Origin of the sequence: Sphaerisporangium rhizosphaerae, assembly GCF_042665155.1 — a bacterium.
GTDB lineage: Bacteria > Actinomycetota > Actinomycetes > Streptosporangiales > Streptosporangiaceae > Sphaerisporangium > Sphaerisporangium rhizosphaerae.
This window is the reverse complement of record NZ_JBHTCG010000004.1, coordinates 371,583-388,257: the sequence shown is the minus strand read 5'-3', so window position 1 is coordinate 388,257 and position 16,675 is coordinate 371,583. Positions and strand designations below refer to the sequence as shown.

Here is a 16,675-nt window from a genome sequence, read left to right as displayed (position 1 = left end):
AGGCAGGCGCGGCCCGGAGATTCTTACGGTGTGGTGACGTCGCCCCAAAATAACCGCTGGTCACGCCGCGCCGGTGCGAGTGGCGGCTGGATCGGGCCGTCCGGCGGCCCGGGTCGGGTCGGGCGTTGCGGGTACTACCGTCAGGGGAAGGGGCGTTCAGGGGCAGGGCGCGTTCGGCCGGAACAGGGGCGGGCCCGCCGCCGTTCTCCGGCCTCGCGCCGCCGCTGTTCTCCGGCCTCGCGCCCCGCCGTCGCTCCGGCCCCGCGCGGGGCGGTGGCCGGCCCGAAATCGTACTCGGAGGGGGCGCCGTGAGGGTTCTGGGCATGATCTCCGGCACCTCCCACGACGGCATCGACGTGGCGCTGGTCGACTTCGACCCGGCCTACGACGGCGGCACGCTCAGCGGAGTCGTCGAGCTCACCGCCGCCACGCCCTACCCGGACCGGCTGCGCGCCCGGCTGATGAACGCGCTGCCCCCGGCGGTGACCACCCTGGCCGAGGTGTGCGCGCTGGACACCCTCATCGGCCAGAGCTTCGCCGGGGCCGCCGCCGAGGCGATCGGACGGGCAGGGCCGGTCGACCTGGTCGTCTCCCACGGGCAGACCGTGTTCCACTGGGTCGAGGGCGCGCACGCTCTCGGCACCCTGCAGATCGGCCAGCCCGCGTGGATCGCCGAGCGCACGGGCACGCCCGTCCTTTCCGACGTGCGCTCCCGCGACGTCGCGGCCGGCGGGCAGGGCGCCCCGCTCGTGTGCCTGCTCGACGTCCTGCTGCTGGCCGGGCATCGCGGCACGGCCGCCGCGCTCAACCTGGGCGGCATCGCGAACCTGACGGTGGTGCGCGGTCCCGGCGACGTCGCCGCCTACGACATCGGCCCGGCGAACGCGCTGATCGACGCGGTCGTGGTGAACCGGGGACTGAACGAGCGCGGCTTCGACGAGGACGGGCGCGTCGCCGCCTCCGGCACGGTCGACGAGGGCCTTCTGGCGGTCCTGCTCGACCACCCGTACTACCGGCTGCCCCTCCCCAAGAGCACCGGCAAGGAGCTGTTCCACCTGGGCCACGTCGAAGAGGCGATGGCCAGGGCGGGCGCCCGGCCGGGTTCGGCCGACCTGGTGGCGACCCTCACCGAGCTCACCGTCCGCACGGTCGTCCGGGAGGTGGCCGCGAGCGGCGCCGGCCTGCTCGTCGTCTCGGGCGGCGGTTGCCGCAACCCCGTGCTCATGGACGGCCTGCGCCGCGCGCTCCCCGGCGTGACCGTCCGGCTGAGCGACGCCTACGGCGCCCCCGCCGACGGCAAGGAGGCGATCGCCTTCGCCCTCATCGGCTGGCACACCGCGCACGGCCTGCCGGGATCGGTCCCCGCGGGCACCGGAGCGCGCGCCGCCCGCGTCCTGGGCACCGTCACCCCGGGCGCGGCGCCGCTCGTCCTCCCGTCCCCGGCCCGCGAGGCGCCGCGCGCCCTCACCCTGACCCCGCGGCGCCAGGAGCCCGAGGCCGGTACCCGGGGCACCGGCCGGCACGGGGGCTCAGTCGGCGGCCGGCACGGGCCGGGGTGACTTCCGGACGCTGAGCAGCAGCAACGAGCCGACCGAGACGACCACCCCGACGGCGATGACCGGCACCAGGGCCGGGTACCCGAACCCGGTGGCCACCAGGCCGAACAACGGGGGGCCGAGCAGCGATCCGAGGCTGCCCGCCTGGGCGATCACGCCGTTGCCGACGTCGGCGTGGTCCAGACGCTCCAGCGTGAGAGGGAGTGCCGCGATGGCGAGCGCGCCCAGCAGCCCGTTCAGCACCGAGACGCCTCCCGCGCCGGCCAGCGCGCCGGCCGGCGAACTGCCGCCGCCGTAGATGAGCCAGGCGGCCGGTACCACCAGTAGCCCGGTCAGCGCCAGGACGCCGACAGGCGTGCCCCGGCGCAGCAGCACGCCGACCGCCAGCCCGCCGGCCACACCGAGCATCGAGATCACCGAGGTCATGGCGCCGGCGGCGGCGGCCGAGCGCCCGTACTGCTGGATCAGCAGCGTGGGCAGGAGCACGACCACCGGCATGGTCACCAGCACGATCAGGCAGAAGGCTCCCGCCAGGGCGACCGGTCGCGCCAGCGCCCTCGCCCCGGGGACGGGCCCGGACGCCGCGCGCCGCTCCGCCCCGCGCGGCAGGCGCAGCCAGACGGCCGGCGCGGCGAGGAGGGTCAGCCCGGCGATCAGCCCGATCCAGCCGCGCCAGCCCAGGGCGGAGCCGATCGCGCCTCCGGCCAGTGTGCTCACCCCGATGCCCACCGGGACGAACGTCGCCCAGATGGACAGGACGACGCCGCGGTCCCGCTCGTGGGCCAGCCGCAGGATCAGTGCCGGGCAGGCGACGGTGACCAGGATGTACCCGATGCCTTCGACGCCCCGGGCGGCCAGCAACCAGGCGAAGTCGCCCGCCGCCACGTTCGCCGCGCCCGCCACCGCGACCAGCGCCAGGCCGCCGACCAGCGACCTCTCGGCGCCCAGGCGGCGGACCAGGTATCCGGCGGGCAGGCCGGCGACGGCCCCCACGCCCACGACGGCCGAGATCACCCAGCCGAGCTGCGGCAGCGACAGCCCGAGCTGGGCCGCCACCGCCGGCCCGACCGAGGCGAACTTGCCCAGGCTCATCGCCGTGACCACCCCGGCGAGGTAGACGACGGCGATCGTCGCCCATCGCGTGCGTCCTTCGGAATCCTCGGGTCGCCGTGATCGGTCCGTCGTTGGCCGGGGGCTCATGAGGGTTCTCCTTCGCGCGACATCGCGACGGCCGGACGCGCCATGTCGCGACGGCCGGCGGGCTTACCGGACGGTCTTCCGACTGCGGAAGGACGCCGCGCGCCCGGCACGTTCCCCTCCGATCGGACGCCGCCGCACCCTCCCCGGTCCGATCATCACCGCCCGGGCGGCGCCGCGCCATACCTGCGGGCGCCTCGTGACCGGATAAAATGGACCGGAACATCCAGTCTGGGAGAGGTGTCATGCCTGCGCTGACCCGCAAGGGCGCCGCGACGCGGGAGCGGATACTCCAGGGCGCGGCCGCGCAGATCCGCGAGCACGGGGTGGTCGCGACCACCCTCGACGACGTGCTCGCCCGGACCACGACGAGCAAGAGCCAGTTGTTCCACTACTTCCCGGGCGGCCGGGAGGAGCTGTTGCTGGCCGTGGCCCGCCTCGAGGCCGACCGCGTGCTGGAGGACCAGCGACCCCAGCTGGGTGACCTGTCGTCCTGGCCCGCCTGGTGGCGGTGGCGCGACAGGGTGGTCGAGCGCTACCGCGCCCAGGGCACGCTGTGCCCGCTCAACGCCGTCATGTCGCAACTCGGCGGCGTCACGCCCGGGGCCCAGGCCGTGGTCACGGAGCTGATGCGCAGCTGGCAGGCCGAGATCGCCGCCGGCGTGCGCCACATGCAGCAGGCCGGCGAGATCGACCGGGCCATGGACGCCGACCGTGCGGCGGCGGCCCTGCTCGCGGGCGTCCAGGGGGGCGTCCTGATCCAGATGTCCACCGGTTCGACCGCGCACCTGGAGGCCGCCCTGGACATCGGCATCGCCCACCTCGGCGCCGGCGACCGCGGGCAGGCCTGACGGGTCGCGGGCCCGCCTGACGGAACGTCGCAGGCGCTCCGACCTGCAGTTTTGGACTTGACAGTCCATTTTCGGGTGCGCAAGCTGTGGACCGTATCGGTCCCGCACCGGGAGGCACGCGAGGAATCCCGGCCGCTCGCACGAGCAGGAAAAGGGGCCGGCACCGCGAGCCGGAAACCGCCGGCACCCGCGAGCCCGCACCCGAACGGAGAGACAGCTCTCATGTCCATGAACCACTACTACCTGCTCGGACGCTCCGGGCTCCGCGTCAGCCGGCTGGCACTCGGCACGATGAACTTCGGCACCGCCGGCTTCCACGCCGCCTACGGCAAGACCGAGGAGGAGGCGCGCGCCATCTTCCGCCGCTACCTCGAAGCGGGCGGGAACTTCGTCGACACCGCCGACTTCTACACCGCCGGCCAGAGCGAGACCATTCTGGGCAACCTCATGGCCGAGGCCAAGGTCCGCGACCGGGTCGTGCTCACCACCAAGTTCACCAACAGCGTCGACCCCGGGGACCCGAACGCGGGCGGCAACGGCCGCAAGCACATGATCCGCGCGGTCGAGGCGTCGCTGCGCCGGCTGCGCACCGACTACATCGACCTGTTCCTGCTGCACACCTGGGACCGGATCACCCCCGTCGAAGAGGTGGTGCGGACGTTCGACGACCTCACCAGGGCTGGGAAGATCCGTTACGCGGGCCTGTCGGACGTGCCGGCCTGGTACGCCGCGCGGGCCCAGAGCCACGCGGAGGCCAACTCCCTGGTGCCGATGGTCGGCCTCCAGCTGCCCTACTCGCTCATCGACCGGACGATCGAAGTGGAGCACGTCCCGATGGGGCGCGAGCTCGGACTGGGCCTCACCGCGTGGAGCCCGCTCGGCGGCGGCTTCCTCACCGGCAAGTACCGCCAGGCCGACCAGGGACTGGCCGGGGAGGGCAGGCTGGGTGAGACCGGCTCGTCCGGACGCTCCTACACCGACCAGGAATGGCGGCTCCTGGCGACGCTCGAAGGCGTGGCCGCCAAGCTCGGGGTGACGATGGCCCAGGCGGCGGTCAACTGGGTCGCCACCCAGCCCGGCATCGCCTCGGCGATCGTCGGGGCGAGCAGCGCGGCCCAGCTCGACGCCAACCTCGCCGCGCTCGACTTCGAGCTGCCGGCCGAGCTCCGCGCCGAGCTGGACGAGGCGAGCGCGGTGCCGCCGCGGTCGCTCTACCAGATGTTCACGCCCGCCTACCAGAGCTGGCTGGTCACTCCCGGCGCCAAGGTCGCCGACAAGCCCGCCGAATACGCCCCCGTGGTGCGGAACTGGACGGCCGACGCGACCGGTTGATCCACCAGGTGCGCCTCGATCACGAGGGCGGGCCGGATGGGCGCCGGGAGGCGTCCGCGCCGGCGACCGTCAGCGCGGACGGCCGCCGGCACTGGATCACCGCCACGCCGAGCGGCGCGAGCTCGACGTCGCCGGCGACCGGGGCTCCGGTCAGCAGGTCGGTTCCGGGACGGGGGAGCGGGACGGTGGCGGCGTCGGCGCCGTGGTTGAGCAGGAACAGGTACTCGTGCCGCTCGTCCTCGCGCACCGCGCACTCGACATGCGCCGGGACGTCGCGGAAGCGGCTCTCCACGCCCGCCGCCTCCACCTCCGCGAGCAGCACGCCCGCGAAGGCGTCCTGTTCCAGCAGGGTCGCGACGTAGACCACCCGCCCGGCGCCGTAGGCGTTCGCGACGACCGCGGCCCGGCCCTTGAGCAGCCCGTCGGTGTAGGTCGCCAACGCCGTCCCGGTCTCCAGATAGAGGTCCTCGCGCCACCACGTCGCGGTCGTCGTGCGGCCGTCGGCGAAGCGGACGGCGAACTCCTCGCCGGGACGCGCCGGCCAGTACTCGTCGATCTTGGCGCCGATGAGGTCGCGGAACGCGCCCGGATAGCCGTTCGAGCGCACGCGGTTGGACTCGTCCACGACGCCGGAGAACAAGGACATCACGACGGTGCCGCCGGAGCGGGCGAAGGCGGTGACGGCCTGGACGCCCTGGTCGTCGATGAGGTAGGCGTTGGGCACGACCAGCACCTTGTACGCGCCGAGGTCGCCGCCGGGTGGCACCACGTCGACGGCATGGTGGTGCTCCCACAGGGGCGTGTAGTGGCGCATCACGGTGTCGGCGTAGCTGAAGTCGTTGCGGGGCAGCCCGCCGACCTCCTCAAGACCCCACCAGCCGTTCCAGTCGAACAGGACGGCGATGTCGGCGCGGGTGGCGGCGCCCGCCACCGGCGCGAGCAGTTTGATCTCGCCGCCGAGACCGGTGACCTCGCGGAAGGTGCGCGAGCCCGGCCCCGAGTGGGGCAGCATCGCCGAGTGGAAGCGTTCCTGCCCGCCCCTGCTCGCGCGCCACTGGAAGAACATCACCGCGTCGGCGCCGCGCGACACCGCCTGGAGCGACCCGAGCCGCATCCGCCCCGGCTCCTTGACCACGTTCAGCCGCCACTGGCTGACCGCGCTCGCGGCCTGCTCCATCAGCACCCAGGGCCGGCCGCCCTTGAGCGAGCGGAACAGGTCGAACTGGAAGGCCGCCGACACGTGCGAGTCGGGCCGGGCGGGGTCGGGGTAGATGTCCAGGGCCGCCGCGTCCTCCTCGCGCGCCCACCTCCAGTAGTCGGCGTGCCGGTAGAAGGACATGAAGTTGGTCAGGACCGGGATGTCGGCGCGGAAGGAGCGGACGATGTTGCGTTCGGCGATGTAGCACTCGAGCAGCGCGTCTGAGGTGAAGCGCTTGAAGTCGAGGATGCGGCTCGGGTTCATCCAGGCCCGCGGGATGCTCGGGACCTCGATCTGGTCCCAGTCGGTGTAGACCTGCCCCCAGAAGCGGGTGGTCCAGGCGTCGTTGAGCGTGCCGAGGTCGCCGTACCGCTGCCGGAGCCACCGCCGGAAGTTGACCGAGGCCGCCTCGTTGTAGGCCGTGGGGCCGTACTCGTTGCCGATGTGCCACATGGCGAGCGCCGGGTGGAAGGAGTAGCGCTTGGCGAGCCGGGTGGTGATGGCGGCCGCGTGCTCGCGGTAGATCGGCGAGGAGGGGTCGTAGTGCAGGCGGTTCCCGAAGCCGAACGACTCGCCGTCGGCCATGACCGGGAAGACCTCCGGGTGCTCGCGGGTCAGCCAGACGGGCGGCGCGGCGGTGGGGGTGGCGAGGTCGACGCCGATGCCGGCCTGGTGGAGCAGGTCCATGACCTCGTCCATCCAGCCGAACTCGTACTTGCCGGGCTCGGGTTCCAGCGAGGCCCACGCGAAGACGCCGAGCGAGACGAGGTTCACCCCGGCCTCGCGCATGAGCCGCACGTCCTCCCGCCAGACGGAAGGGTCCCATTGCTCGGGGTTGTAGTCGCCGCCGAACGCCAGGCCGCCGACGCGCCGGCTGAAGGCGCGCATGCGGGCGTCGCTCGCCTGAGCGCTCCCGCCGCGGCGACCGCCATGAGGGCGGTGGGATTCTTCCTGCATGCGGGACATGAAAGGCTCCGTGCTGCCGTGGTGGGATCCCGGGAACGGTGATGTGGCGGGCCTGACAGGGGGAGTGTTCGCCACAAGCGCGGTGGACCGCAAGTGAGGCGCCGCTTCGCTGCCTGGATGCCAGGCAGGGCCACGTGGAGCGTCAACGACGACCGGACGAACCGGCCGCTCACCGTGCACGGCCGCCGTCGAGGAGCGTCGCTGCCGAAACTTTCGGGGTGCCCTCGCCCGCGTCGCCCGAGGGTCGGAGGGGCCGGCGGGAACTCCCACGGGGGAGCGATGCCGGTCATCGCCGTCTGACAACGCCCTTGACCCCGGGCGACCGAGCGCTTAGGTTTCCGCGGTGTCGATGGATCATCCCGAAAGTTTCGAAGTCCGCCCGGCAGCTCATGACGATCCGCCCCCGGTCCACCCGGCGTGGCTGCCACCGGAGGCGTTCCGGCCGATCGGCTCGCGCCGCACCCTCGTGTGCGGCGGCGGCCCGCTCGCCGAGACCGTGCACGACGAGGTGGCGCGGGCCTGCGCCCGGTACGGCGGCGGTGTGCGGCACTCGGCGCCCGGCACGACGGGCGACCGATCCCCGTGCGCCGGCGTCGGGGGCGACGCGGACGTTCCGGGCGGTGCGGAAGAGGGGCCTTTCGACCTGGTCCTCGCGCTCACCGGGGCCGAGCCCGTGCCGGACGCCGTGCGGAGACTGCGGACGAAGTGGCCTGCCCACGGGGGCGACGACCGCCCGACCGGGGAGGAGGGGTTCGTCGTCGCCCGCCATGACGGCGTCACGGTCGTGCTCGCCGACGAGCCGGCCGGTCTGCTCTACGGCCTGTTCCACCTCGTGCGACTCGGCGAGCGGGCCTTCGGCGCCGCCCGGCCGCGGGAGCTTCACCGGCCCGCGACGCGGCGGCGCATGCTCGACCACTGGGACAACGTCGCGGTGCATCCGGTGATGGGCCAGGTCGAGCGCGGCTACGCGGGCGGATCGATCTTCTGGCGGGACGGCGCCCTGACCGGCGATCTCGCCCGGGTGGGGGCGTACGCGCGGCTGCTGGCCGCGTGCGGGGTGAACGCCGTCACGGTGAACAACGTCAACGTGCACGCCGCCGAGGCCCGCCTGCTGACCGACCGGCTCGGCGACGTCGCCGCGATCGCCGACCGGTTGCGGCCCTACGGCGTCCGGGTGCACCTGTCGGCCGGGTTCGCCTCGCCCGTCGTCCTGGGCGGGCTGCCGACCGCCGACCCGCTGGACCACGACGTGCGTACGTGGTGGGCGCGGGCCGCCGAACGGGCCTACCAGGCGATCCCCGACCTGGGCGGATTCGTGGTCAAGGCCGACTCGGAGGGACAGCCGGGCCCGTTCGCCTACGGGCGCAGCCACGCCGACGGCGCGAACACGCTCGCCGACGCCCTGGCGCCGTTCGGCGGGGTGGTCCACTGGCGCGCCTTCGTGTACGACCACCGGCAGGACTGGCGCGACCGGTCGACCGACCGGGCCCGCGCGGCGCGCGACCACTTCGCCCCCCTCGACGGGCTGTTCCGCGACAACGTGATCCTCCAGGTGAAGCACGGCCCGATGGACTTCCAGCCGCGAGAGCCGGTCTCTCCCCTCCTCGCGGCCATGCCGCGCACCCGCCTGGCCGTGGAAGTCCAGGTGACCCAGGAGTACACCGGCCAGCAGCGGCACGTGTGCTACCTCGCCCCCATGTGGAGCGAGGTGCTGGCGTTCCGTCCCTGGGGGACCGCGGGCCCCGCCGTGGCGAACATCGTCACCGGCGCGACGGCGGACGACGCCCCGGAACCGCCGGACGAGGAGCCGCAGGACGGGGAGGGGCGCGACCGGTGGGCGGCGCGGGAGGGCGGCGGCCTCGTCGGGGTGTCCAACGTGGGCGACGACCACTTCTGGACCGGCCACCCGCTCGCGCAGGCCAACCTGTACGCCTTCGGCCGGCTCGCGTGGGCGCCCTGGGCGGACCCGGTCGCCATCCTGGACGAGTGGATCGACCTGACCTTCGCGCCATCGAAGACCGGCGAGACGGGCGACGCGGGCGACGTCGGCGAGACCGGCGAGGCCGCGCGGCTGCGGCGCACGCTGCACGCGATCATGGACGGCTCGTGGCGCACCTACGAGCGGTACGCCGCGCCGCTCGGCGTCGGGTTCATGGTGCGTCCCGGGCATCACTACGGCCCTGACGTGGACGGGTACGAGTACACGCCGTGGGGCACCTACCACTTCGCCGACCGCGACGGCGTCGGCGTGGACCGCACCCGTGCCACCGGCACCGGCTTCACCGGCCAGTTTCCGCGGCCCTGGTCGCAGGTGTACGAGTCGGCCGAGCGGTGCCCGGACGAGCTGCTGCTGTTCTTCCACCATGTGCCCTACGGGCATGTGCTGCACGACGGGTCCACCGTCATCCAGCACATCTACGACACCCACTTCGCCGGGGTGGAACAGGTCGCCGAGGCCCGGTCGCTGTGGGCCGGTCTGGCCGGCGCCGGGTCGGTGCCCGCCGGCCTGCACGCCCGGGTGCGCGAGCTGTTCGACGAGCAGCTCCGGTGCGCGGAGGAGTGGCGTGACCAGATCAACGCCTATTTCTTCCGCAAGTCGGGAGTGCCGGACGCCCGGGGGCGCCGGATCCACTGACGCCGAATGCCTGGCGAGGAAACCTCGCGGCGCCGCCGGAAACGCGGGTCATCGGCGTGAGGCCCGGTGAATAGCCGTGACCGTCTTCCCGTAGACCCCGCCGAAAGGCTATATAGCATGTTTACGGGGCGTTCAATAAAGGCTTCCGGTCGTGTGAGATCCGAGGTTCGCGAAGCGGACAAGGGAGGAAGTGCTGTGGGTGGACGGGAGCGTCGTGCCACGGTCGCCGACGTCGCCGCACTGGCCGGGGTGTCGGTGGGCACCGCTTCCAAGGCGCTCAACGGGCGCGGGTCGTTGCGGGAGGAGACCCGCACGCGGGTCAAGGAGGCCGCCCGGCAGCTGAACGTGCTGGTCGGCCCGGCCGGCCGCGGCGTCGCCTCCGGCCGCACCTACACCGTCGGCATGATCACCACCGACCGCATGGGCCGCATCAGCCTCCCGGTCCTGATGGGCGCCGAGGACGCGCTGGGCGCCGGGCAGATGTCGGTCTTCCTGTGCGACGGGCGTGACGACCCCATCCGCGAGCAGTACTACCTCAAGACCCTGCTGAGCCGCCGCGTCGACGGGATCATCGTCACCGGACGGCGCACCCGGCCGCGGGCGCCCATCGGCGCGAACCTCCCCGTGCCCGTCGTGTACGCCTACATCGGCTCCACCGATCCGCGCGACTGCACCGTCGAGCCCGACGAGGCCGGGGGCGTCCGCAAGGGCATCGAGCACCTGCTGGCCATCGGCCGCACGCGCATCGCGCACATCGCCGGCCCGGAGCAGCACAACTCCTCCCGGCTGCGCAGCGCCGCGGCGGCCGACCGGCTGGCGGAGGAGGGCCTGGAACTGGTGACGCCCCCGATGTTCGGCGCCTGGACCGAGACCTGGGGACGCCAGGCCGTCGGCATCCTGCTGTCCAGCCGCATCGAGTTCGACGCGGTGTTCTGCGGCAACGACCAGATCGGCCGCGGCGCCGCCGACGCGTTGCGCGCCGCGGGGCGCCGCGTGCCCGAGGACGTGGCGATCCTGGGGTTCGACAACTGGGACATCATGGCCGAGTACTCCCAGCCGCCGCTGACCAGCGTCGACATGAACCTCACGGGGCTCGGTCGTTCGGCGGCCCACATCCTGCTCGCCGGCATCAACGGCAATCCCTCGCCCGGCCGCCATCTGTACCCCTGCGACCTGGTCATCCGCGAGTCGACCACCGTTCCCCTGCTGTCGGCGCCGCGTACGCCCGATGCCCGGCCTGGCGCCGACCTGCGGCCGGAGGCGTCCGTGGCCGGCCTCACCGGTCATGGGATGCCCCTGGCCGGTGACGTGCCGCACGCCTCGGCGGGGTAGGCGCCCGAGCGCCGTCTCCGGCCGGCCGATCAGGTCGACGCGCCGGTTTCGGGCCGTCGCCGGGATGAAACGTTCAGATCGGCGTTGACACTTCAAAGCGCTCGTAACTATGTTGAACCGGAAAAGTGATCGATCACTTTCCCGTCTCCTGAGGGAGCATCCGTGTCGGAGTCGTCGTCCCCGGTTCGCGTCGCCGTCGTCGGCGCGGGCGGCATCGCCCGCGTCGCCCACCTGCCCGCCCTGGCCGCGGCGGGCGACGCCGTACAGGTCGTCGCCGTGTGCGACGTCGACTCCGGCCGGGCGGACGAGCTGGCAGAAGCCCACGGCGTCCCGGGCCGGTACACCGTCCTGGCGGACATGCTGGCCCGCGAGAGCCCCGATCTCGTCGTCGTCGCCACGCCGCCGGTCGCGCACCGCGAGGCCGTGCTGGCGAGCCTGGACGCCGGCGCGTGGGTGTGGTGTGAGAAACCGCCGACGCTGTCGCTGGCGGAGTACGACGAGATCACCTCCCGCGAGCGGGACGGCGGGCCGTACGCCGCCTACGTCTTCCAGCACCGCTTCGGCGGCGCCGCGCGGCGGCTGCGCCGGCACATCGCCGACGGCGAGCTCGGCCGGCCGCTGGTCGCGGTGTGCAACACGCTCTGGTACCGCGGGCACGACTACTTCGAGGTGCCGTGGCGCGGCAGGTGGGAGACCGAGGGCGGCGGGCCCACCATGGGCCACGGCATCCACCAGATGGACCTGCTGCTCCATCTGCTCGGCGACTGGCACGAGGTGCACGCCGTGGCGGCCACACTCGATCGGCGGGTCCAGACCGAAGACGTGTCGTTCGCGATCGTCCGCTTCGCCTCCGGCGCCATCGGCTCGATCGTCAACAGCGTCCTGTCTCCCCGCGAGACGAGCTACCTGCGCCTGGACTTCACCGACGCGACCGTCGAGGTGGAGCACCTCTACGGCTACGACGACTCCCACTGGCGGTGGACGCCCGCGCCGCACGTCACCGACTCGGGCAGGATCGCCGGCTGGGCGCCGGCCGGGAACACGCCCAGCTCGCACCGCGCCCAGCTCGCCGCGCTGCTGGCCGCCATGGCGGCCGGCGAACGCCCGCCGGCCGCCGGCGCCGACGGCAGGCGCGTCCTCGAGCTGATCACCGGGATGTACCAGTCGGCCCTGACCGGACGCCCGGTCACCCGGGCCGAGCTCGACGAGGGCAACCCCTTCTACCACTCGCTCAACGGCGGCGATCCGCCGAACGCCACCGACCGCCTGCAGCAGGAGGAGACCGGCCGTGCCTGAGCCCACCCTCAGCGTCCGCGACGCGGACACGTCCCTGATCGTCACCGCCGGCGACGTGCCGATCGCGCACTACGTCCACCGCCCGGACGCGCCCGGCGCCGAGGCGCCCAAGCCCTACCTGCATCCGATCCGCAGCCTCACCGGCGCGCCCATGTCGGTCTACCGCCCGTGGGACCACCCCTGGCACAAGGGACTGCAGATGACCTGGGCCCACCTGTCCGGGCAGAACTTCTGGGGCGGCCCCAGCTTCTCGGCGGAGAGCGGCTACCAGTGGCAGAACAATCTAGGTCACATCGACCACGTCGACTTCACCGAGGTCTCCGGCGACGGCCGGCGGGTCACGGTCGAGGAGACCCTGCACTGGGTCACGGCGGCGGACGAACGGTGGATCGCCGAGCGGCGCCGCCAGGTGTTCCACGGCGTGGACGCCGCCCGCGGCATCTGGGCGCTGGACTTCACGACGCGGCTGCGCAACGTCCGCGGCGCGGCCCTGGAATTCGGCAGCCCCACCACCCACGGCCGGCCGGCGGCCGGTTACGCGGGGTTCTTCTGGCGCGGCCCCAGGTCGTGGACCCAGGGCACGATCATCGGCGCCGGCGGGCGGGGCGGCGAGGAGATGATGGGCGCGGAGGCCGCGTGGCTGGCCCTGGCCGGCCGGCACGACGAGATCGACGGAGGCGGCACCGTGCTCGCCGTGGCCGGGCGGTCCAGCGCGCCGGTGCCGATCAAGTGGTTCGTGCGCCGGGAGCCGTTCGCCGTGATCAGCCCATCTCCCGCCTTCGACGAGGAGTTCACGCTGGCCGACGGGGAGGTCCTGGAGCTCGCGCACCGCTATGTCTTCATCGACCGCCTCTGCGAGCGCGCCGAACTCGACGACCTCGGCGCGGAGTTCGCGCTGTGACCCCGCTCGTCCCGCCGCCCTTCCCGCCGCTCGTCCGACGCCCCTCCCGCCGGTCATCGACGGGCGGACGGCGGCGGGCCCACCGTCTCGCGGAGGATGATGCGGTTGATCGACCGTACCGACGGCGGCGGGGCGGGCTCGCCGCGCACCTCCGCGATGAGCTTGGCCATGGCCTCCCGTCCCTGGACCTCGCGATCGACGGCCACCGTGGACAGCGAGGGAGTGGCGAAGCGCCCCATCTCCTCGTCGTCCCAGCCGAACACGCTGACGTCCTCGGGAACCCGCCAGCCGCGCGAGAGGGCGGCGCGTACGGCGCCCATGGCGACGTGGTCGTTCGCGGCGATGATGGCGGTCACGCCGCTCGCCTCGGGAAGGCGGCGGACCGCGTCGTGGCCCGACTGGGCGGTCCAGTTGCCGATGGCGACGCCGTAGGAGGTGAGCCCGCGGCGCTGGATGGTCTCCTCGTAGACCAGCTTGCGGTTGCGCGCCGAAGTGAAGTTCTGCGCGCCCGCGATGTGGAAGAAGACCCTGTGGCCCAGCGACGCGAGATGCTCGATGATCTCGCGCACCGGGGACGCGTCCGCGAGCTCGTTGACGCCGCGCAGGTCGTCGTCGTAGGCCCCGGTGGCGACGATGGGCACCGGCGACGCCGCGGGGGCGATCTCCAGCGGCGTCAGGGACAGGATGCCCTCGACCTGTCCCGAGCTCGCGAGCTCCAGCGTGCGCTCGGCCCGGGCGCGGGGATCGCCCTCGACACTGACGACCTCCAGCTGGAAGCCCTCGGCGTGCGCGGCCGCCGAGGCGGCGCTGAGCAGGCGCGCCGGCCACAGGTAGGTGGAGGCGGGCAGGGTGATCGCCAGCCGGTTGGTGCGGCGGGTGCGCATGGAGCGCGCCAGCAGGTTCGGCCGGTAGTTGAGCTCGGCGACGACCAGATCGATCTTCTTGCGGGTCTCGGGCTTCAACCCCTCGTTGTGGCGGAAGTACCGGGAGACGGTCTGATGGGAGACGCCGGCTCGCCGGGCCACCTCGTGGATGGTGATGCGCGGCGTCTCAGCCTGGCCCACGGGACCCTCCTTCGCTCCGCCGAACAGCCTAGCCGGTGGCGGACGGACCACCGTTGACACCATAGTGATCGATCACTACCATACGGCGGCAAGCAGGGTGATCGATCACTCCATATCGGGTCCGGCCCCTGGACGTCGTGGGCGCGCCGATGGCCGCCCGGTCGTCGAAAGTTTCAGGAAAACCGCCGCAGAACCAGGTCGAACCCATGGAAACGAGTCCATGGGCAGCGGCCGATCGGGCGAGGAAATAGCAGTTGATGACCCCCTTGACATGTTTCCTTGCTCCCCCTTACGTTGCCGAAATATTGAAAGACCTTCGTTGAAATTTTCGGCCGAAGGGGTGACATGAGGGGCCACGCACCGGACGACACCAGCCCCGCCACCGAGCGGTGGCGGGACACCCGGCCGTCTCCCGCCGAGCGGGCGAAGGCGCCGCTCCCGCCGGCGACGACGGGCGCCGCCTCGGAGGGCGCGTAATGAGCACGACGAGCACACTCGACGACCCGCCGGAGACCCGTCCGGCGCGCCCCGACCCCGGCCGCCGGCACGCGCGGCCGGGCACCTGGCGGCATGCGATCCGCCGCGACTGGCAGCTGTACTCGCTGGCGGTGCTGCCGCTGCTGTTCTTCCTGGTCTTCCGGTACGGCCCCATGATCGGCAACGTGATCGCCTTCCGGCGGTTCGAGCCGGGCGGCAGCGTCTTCGGCGAGTCCTGGGTGGGCCTGCGGTACGTGAAAATGTTCCTCGGCGACCCGACGTTCTGGAACGTGTTCACCAACACGCTCGTCCTCGGCGGGCTGACCCTGCTGTTCTGCTGGCCGCTGCCGATCGTGCTGGCGCTGCTGCTCAACGAGGTGCGCAGCCGCCGCGTCAAGCGGTTCCTGCAGTCGGTGTCCTACCTGCCGCACTTCCTGTCGATGGTCATCGTGGCCGGCATCGTCATGCAGACGCTGGCCATCGACGGGCCGGTGAACCAGATCGTGAAGGCGCTCGGAGGGGAGCCCACCGCGTTCATGCAGAAGCCCGACTGGTTCCGCACGATCTTCGTCTCCTCGGAGGTCTGGCAGACCGTCGGCTGGGGGACCATCCTCTACCTGGCCGCGCTGACGACCATCGACGAGCAGCTCTACGACGCGGCGCGCATCGACGGCGCCGGCCGGTGGCGGCAGACCTGGCACGTCACCCTGCCCGGCATCCGCCCGACGGCGGTCACGCTGCTGATCCTCAACATGGGCACGTTCATGACCACGGGCTTCGAGAAGGTCCTGCTGCTGTACAACCCGCTGACCTATCCGACCGCGGACGTGATCTCGACCTACCTGTACCGGATGGGCGTGGAGTCCAGCAACCTCAGCTACGCCGCCGCGATCGGACTGTTCGAGGCGCTGGTCGGCGTGGTGCTGATCACCTCGGCGAACCTGATCTCCCGTCGCACGGTGGGAGCGGGCCTGTGGTGACCATCGCGAAGAGCCGCGGTTACCGCGTGTTCCAGGTGGTCAACGCCGTCATCCTGACCGGCGTCGTGATCGTGACGCTGTACCCCTTCGTCAACATCGTCGCCCGCTCGTTCAGCGCGGAGCGCTACATCATCACCGGTGGGGTCAACCTCATCCCGCGCGGGTTCAACCTGACGACGTACCGCATCGTCATCGCCGACCCGATGTTCTGGCGGAACTACGGCAACACCGTGATCTACACGATCGTCGCCACGGCGATCGCGATGGTGCTGACCACGTCCTACGCGTACGTGCTGTCCAAGCCGCACCTCAGGGGCCGCAAGGTCCTCATCTGGGCGGCCGTCTTCACCATGATCTTCTCGGGCGGCCTGATCCCGCAGTACGTGCTGGTCAACAATCTCGGCCTGACGAACTCCATCTGGGCGATCGCGCTGCCCAACGCCATCAGCGTCTTCAACCTGCTGGTCATGAAGTCGTTCTTCGAGGGCCTGCCGAGCGAGCTGGAAGAGGCCGCCGCGATCGACGGGCTGAACACCTACGGCGTCCTGTGGCGGGTGGTGCTGCCGCTGTCGAAGGCGGTCGTCGCCACGATGGTGCTGTTCTACACCGTCTCGTTCTGGAACTCCTGGTTCACGGCATTCCTGTACCTGAACGAGCAGGAGCTGTTCCCGGTGACCATCTACCTGCGCAACCTCATCGCGGGGGCCACCGGCGCCGAGTCCACCGGCGCGGGGCTGTCGGAGATGACGCAGGCCGCGTCCAACATCCAGTCGGTCACGATCATGCTCACCGTGCTTCCCATCCTCGCGGTCTACCCCTTCGTCCAGAGGTACTTCGTCTCCGGAGTGCTGCTCGGCGCGGTCAAGGGCTAGTCCCCGGTCCAGTCCCCA

General features: G+C 72.3%; 13 protein-coding genes. 10 read left to right on the top strand and 3 right to left on the bottom strand.

The features are described from left to right. Positions 1-308: 308 nt before the first annotated feature. Complete coding sequence (locus ACFQSB_RS08815; RefSeq protein ID WP_380825506.1) at positions 309-1,559, top strand: anhydro-N-acetylmuramic acid kinase; 1,251 nt, start codon at positions 309-311, stop codon at positions 1,557-1,559. Here the strand turns inward: ACFQSB_RS08815 and ACFQSB_RS08810 are convergent. Continuing rightward, positions 1,530-2,756 (bottom strand): MFS transporter, encoded by a 1,227-nt coding sequence (locus tag ACFQSB_RS08810; RefSeq protein WP_380825505.1) that lies wholly within the window; start codon positions 2,754-2,756, stop codon positions 1,530-1,532. The genes ACFQSB_RS08815 and ACFQSB_RS08810 overlap by 30 nt on opposite strands. A gap of 242 nt (positions 2,757-2,998) precedes the next feature. Here ACFQSB_RS08810 and ACFQSB_RS08805 point away from each other — a divergent pair, with 242 nt between their 5' ends. After that, positions 2,999-3,604, top strand: a complete 606-nt coding sequence (locus ACFQSB_RS08805) for a TetR/AcrR family transcriptional regulator (RefSeq protein WP_380825504.1) — start codon at positions 2,999-3,001, stop codon at positions 3,602-3,604. Between the two features lie 222 nt (positions 3,605-3,826). Then, positions 3,827-4,936 carry an aldo/keto reductase gene (locus tag ACFQSB_RS08800; RefSeq protein WP_380825503.1) on the top strand — a complete coding sequence of 370 codons (1,110 nt, stop codon included), beginning with the start codon at positions 3,827-3,829 and terminating at the stop codon, positions 4,934-4,936. Positions 4,937-4,955: 19 nt separating this feature from the next. Here ACFQSB_RS08800 and ACFQSB_RS08795 read toward each other — a convergent pair whose 3' ends face one another. Then, positions 4,956-7,022, bottom strand: a complete 2,067-nt coding sequence (locus ACFQSB_RS08795) for a beta-galactosidase (RefSeq protein WP_380825501.1) — start codon at positions 7,020-7,022, stop codon at positions 4,956-4,958. 427 nt (positions 7,023-7,449) lie between these two features. On the opposite strand from ACFQSB_RS08795, the gene ACFQSB_RS08790 reads away from it, so the two are divergent. From ACFQSB_RS08790 to ACFQSB_RS08775, 4 genes are all read left to right on the top strand, one after another. After that, positions 7,450-9,735, top strand: coding sequence for an alpha-glucuronidase (locus ACFQSB_RS08790; RefSeq protein WP_380825499.1), 2,286 nt, complete (start codon positions 7,450-7,452; stop codon positions 9,733-9,735). Between the two features lie 195 nt (positions 9,736-9,930). Beyond that, positions 9,931-11,067 carry a LacI family DNA-binding transcriptional regulator gene (locus ACFQSB_RS08785; protein ID WP_380825497.1) on the top strand — a complete coding sequence of 379 codons (1,137 nt, stop codon included), beginning with the start codon at positions 9,931-9,933 and terminating at the stop codon, positions 11,065-11,067. A gap of 162 nt (positions 11,068-11,229) precedes the next feature. Further along, positions 11,230-12,363 carry a Gfo/Idh/MocA family protein gene (locus ACFQSB_RS08780; protein ID WP_380825495.1) on the top strand — a complete coding sequence of 378 codons (1,134 nt, stop codon included), beginning with the start codon at positions 11,230-11,232 and terminating at the stop codon, positions 12,361-12,363. Next, complete coding sequence (locus ACFQSB_RS08775; protein WP_380825494.1) at positions 12,356-13,264, top strand: DUF6807 domain-containing protein; 909 nt, start codon at positions 12,356-12,358, stop codon at positions 13,262-13,264. The genes ACFQSB_RS08780 and ACFQSB_RS08775 overlap by 8 nt, the downstream gene beginning before the upstream one ends. A gap of 53 nt (positions 13,265-13,317) precedes the next feature. On the opposite strand, the gene ACFQSB_RS08770 is transcribed toward ACFQSB_RS08775, so the two are convergent. After that, on the bottom strand, positions 13,318-14,328 hold the full coding sequence (locus ACFQSB_RS08770) for a LacI family DNA-binding transcriptional regulator (RefSeq protein WP_380825492.1): 1,011 nt from the start codon (positions 14,326-14,328) through the stop codon (positions 13,318-13,320). Between the two features lie 345 nt (positions 14,329-14,673). On the opposite strand from ACFQSB_RS08770, the gene ACFQSB_RS08765 reads away from it, so the two are divergent. From ACFQSB_RS08765 to ACFQSB_RS08755, 3 genes are read left to right on the top strand one after another with little or no spacing between them, the layout of a single operon-like run. Continuing rightward, on the top strand, positions 14,674-14,805 hold the full coding sequence (locus ACFQSB_RS08765) for a hypothetical protein (protein ID WP_354842974.1): 132 nt from the start codon (positions 14,674-14,676) through the stop codon (positions 14,803-14,805). Continuing rightward, positions 14,805-15,785: an ABC transporter permease gene (locus ACFQSB_RS08760; RefSeq protein ID WP_354842971.1), complete on the top strand. Its 981-nt coding sequence runs from the start codon at positions 14,805-14,807 to the stop codon at positions 15,783-15,785. The genes ACFQSB_RS08765 and ACFQSB_RS08760 overlap by 1 nt, the downstream gene beginning before the upstream one ends. Beyond that, positions 15,782-16,657, top strand: coding sequence for a carbohydrate ABC transporter permease (locus tag ACFQSB_RS08755; RefSeq protein ID WP_380825491.1), 876 nt, complete (start codon positions 15,782-15,784; stop codon positions 16,655-16,657). Before ACFQSB_RS08760 ends, ACFQSB_RS08755 begins: the two co-directional genes overlap by 4 nt. The last annotated feature ends 18 nt before the right edge of the window (positions 16,658-16,675 follow it).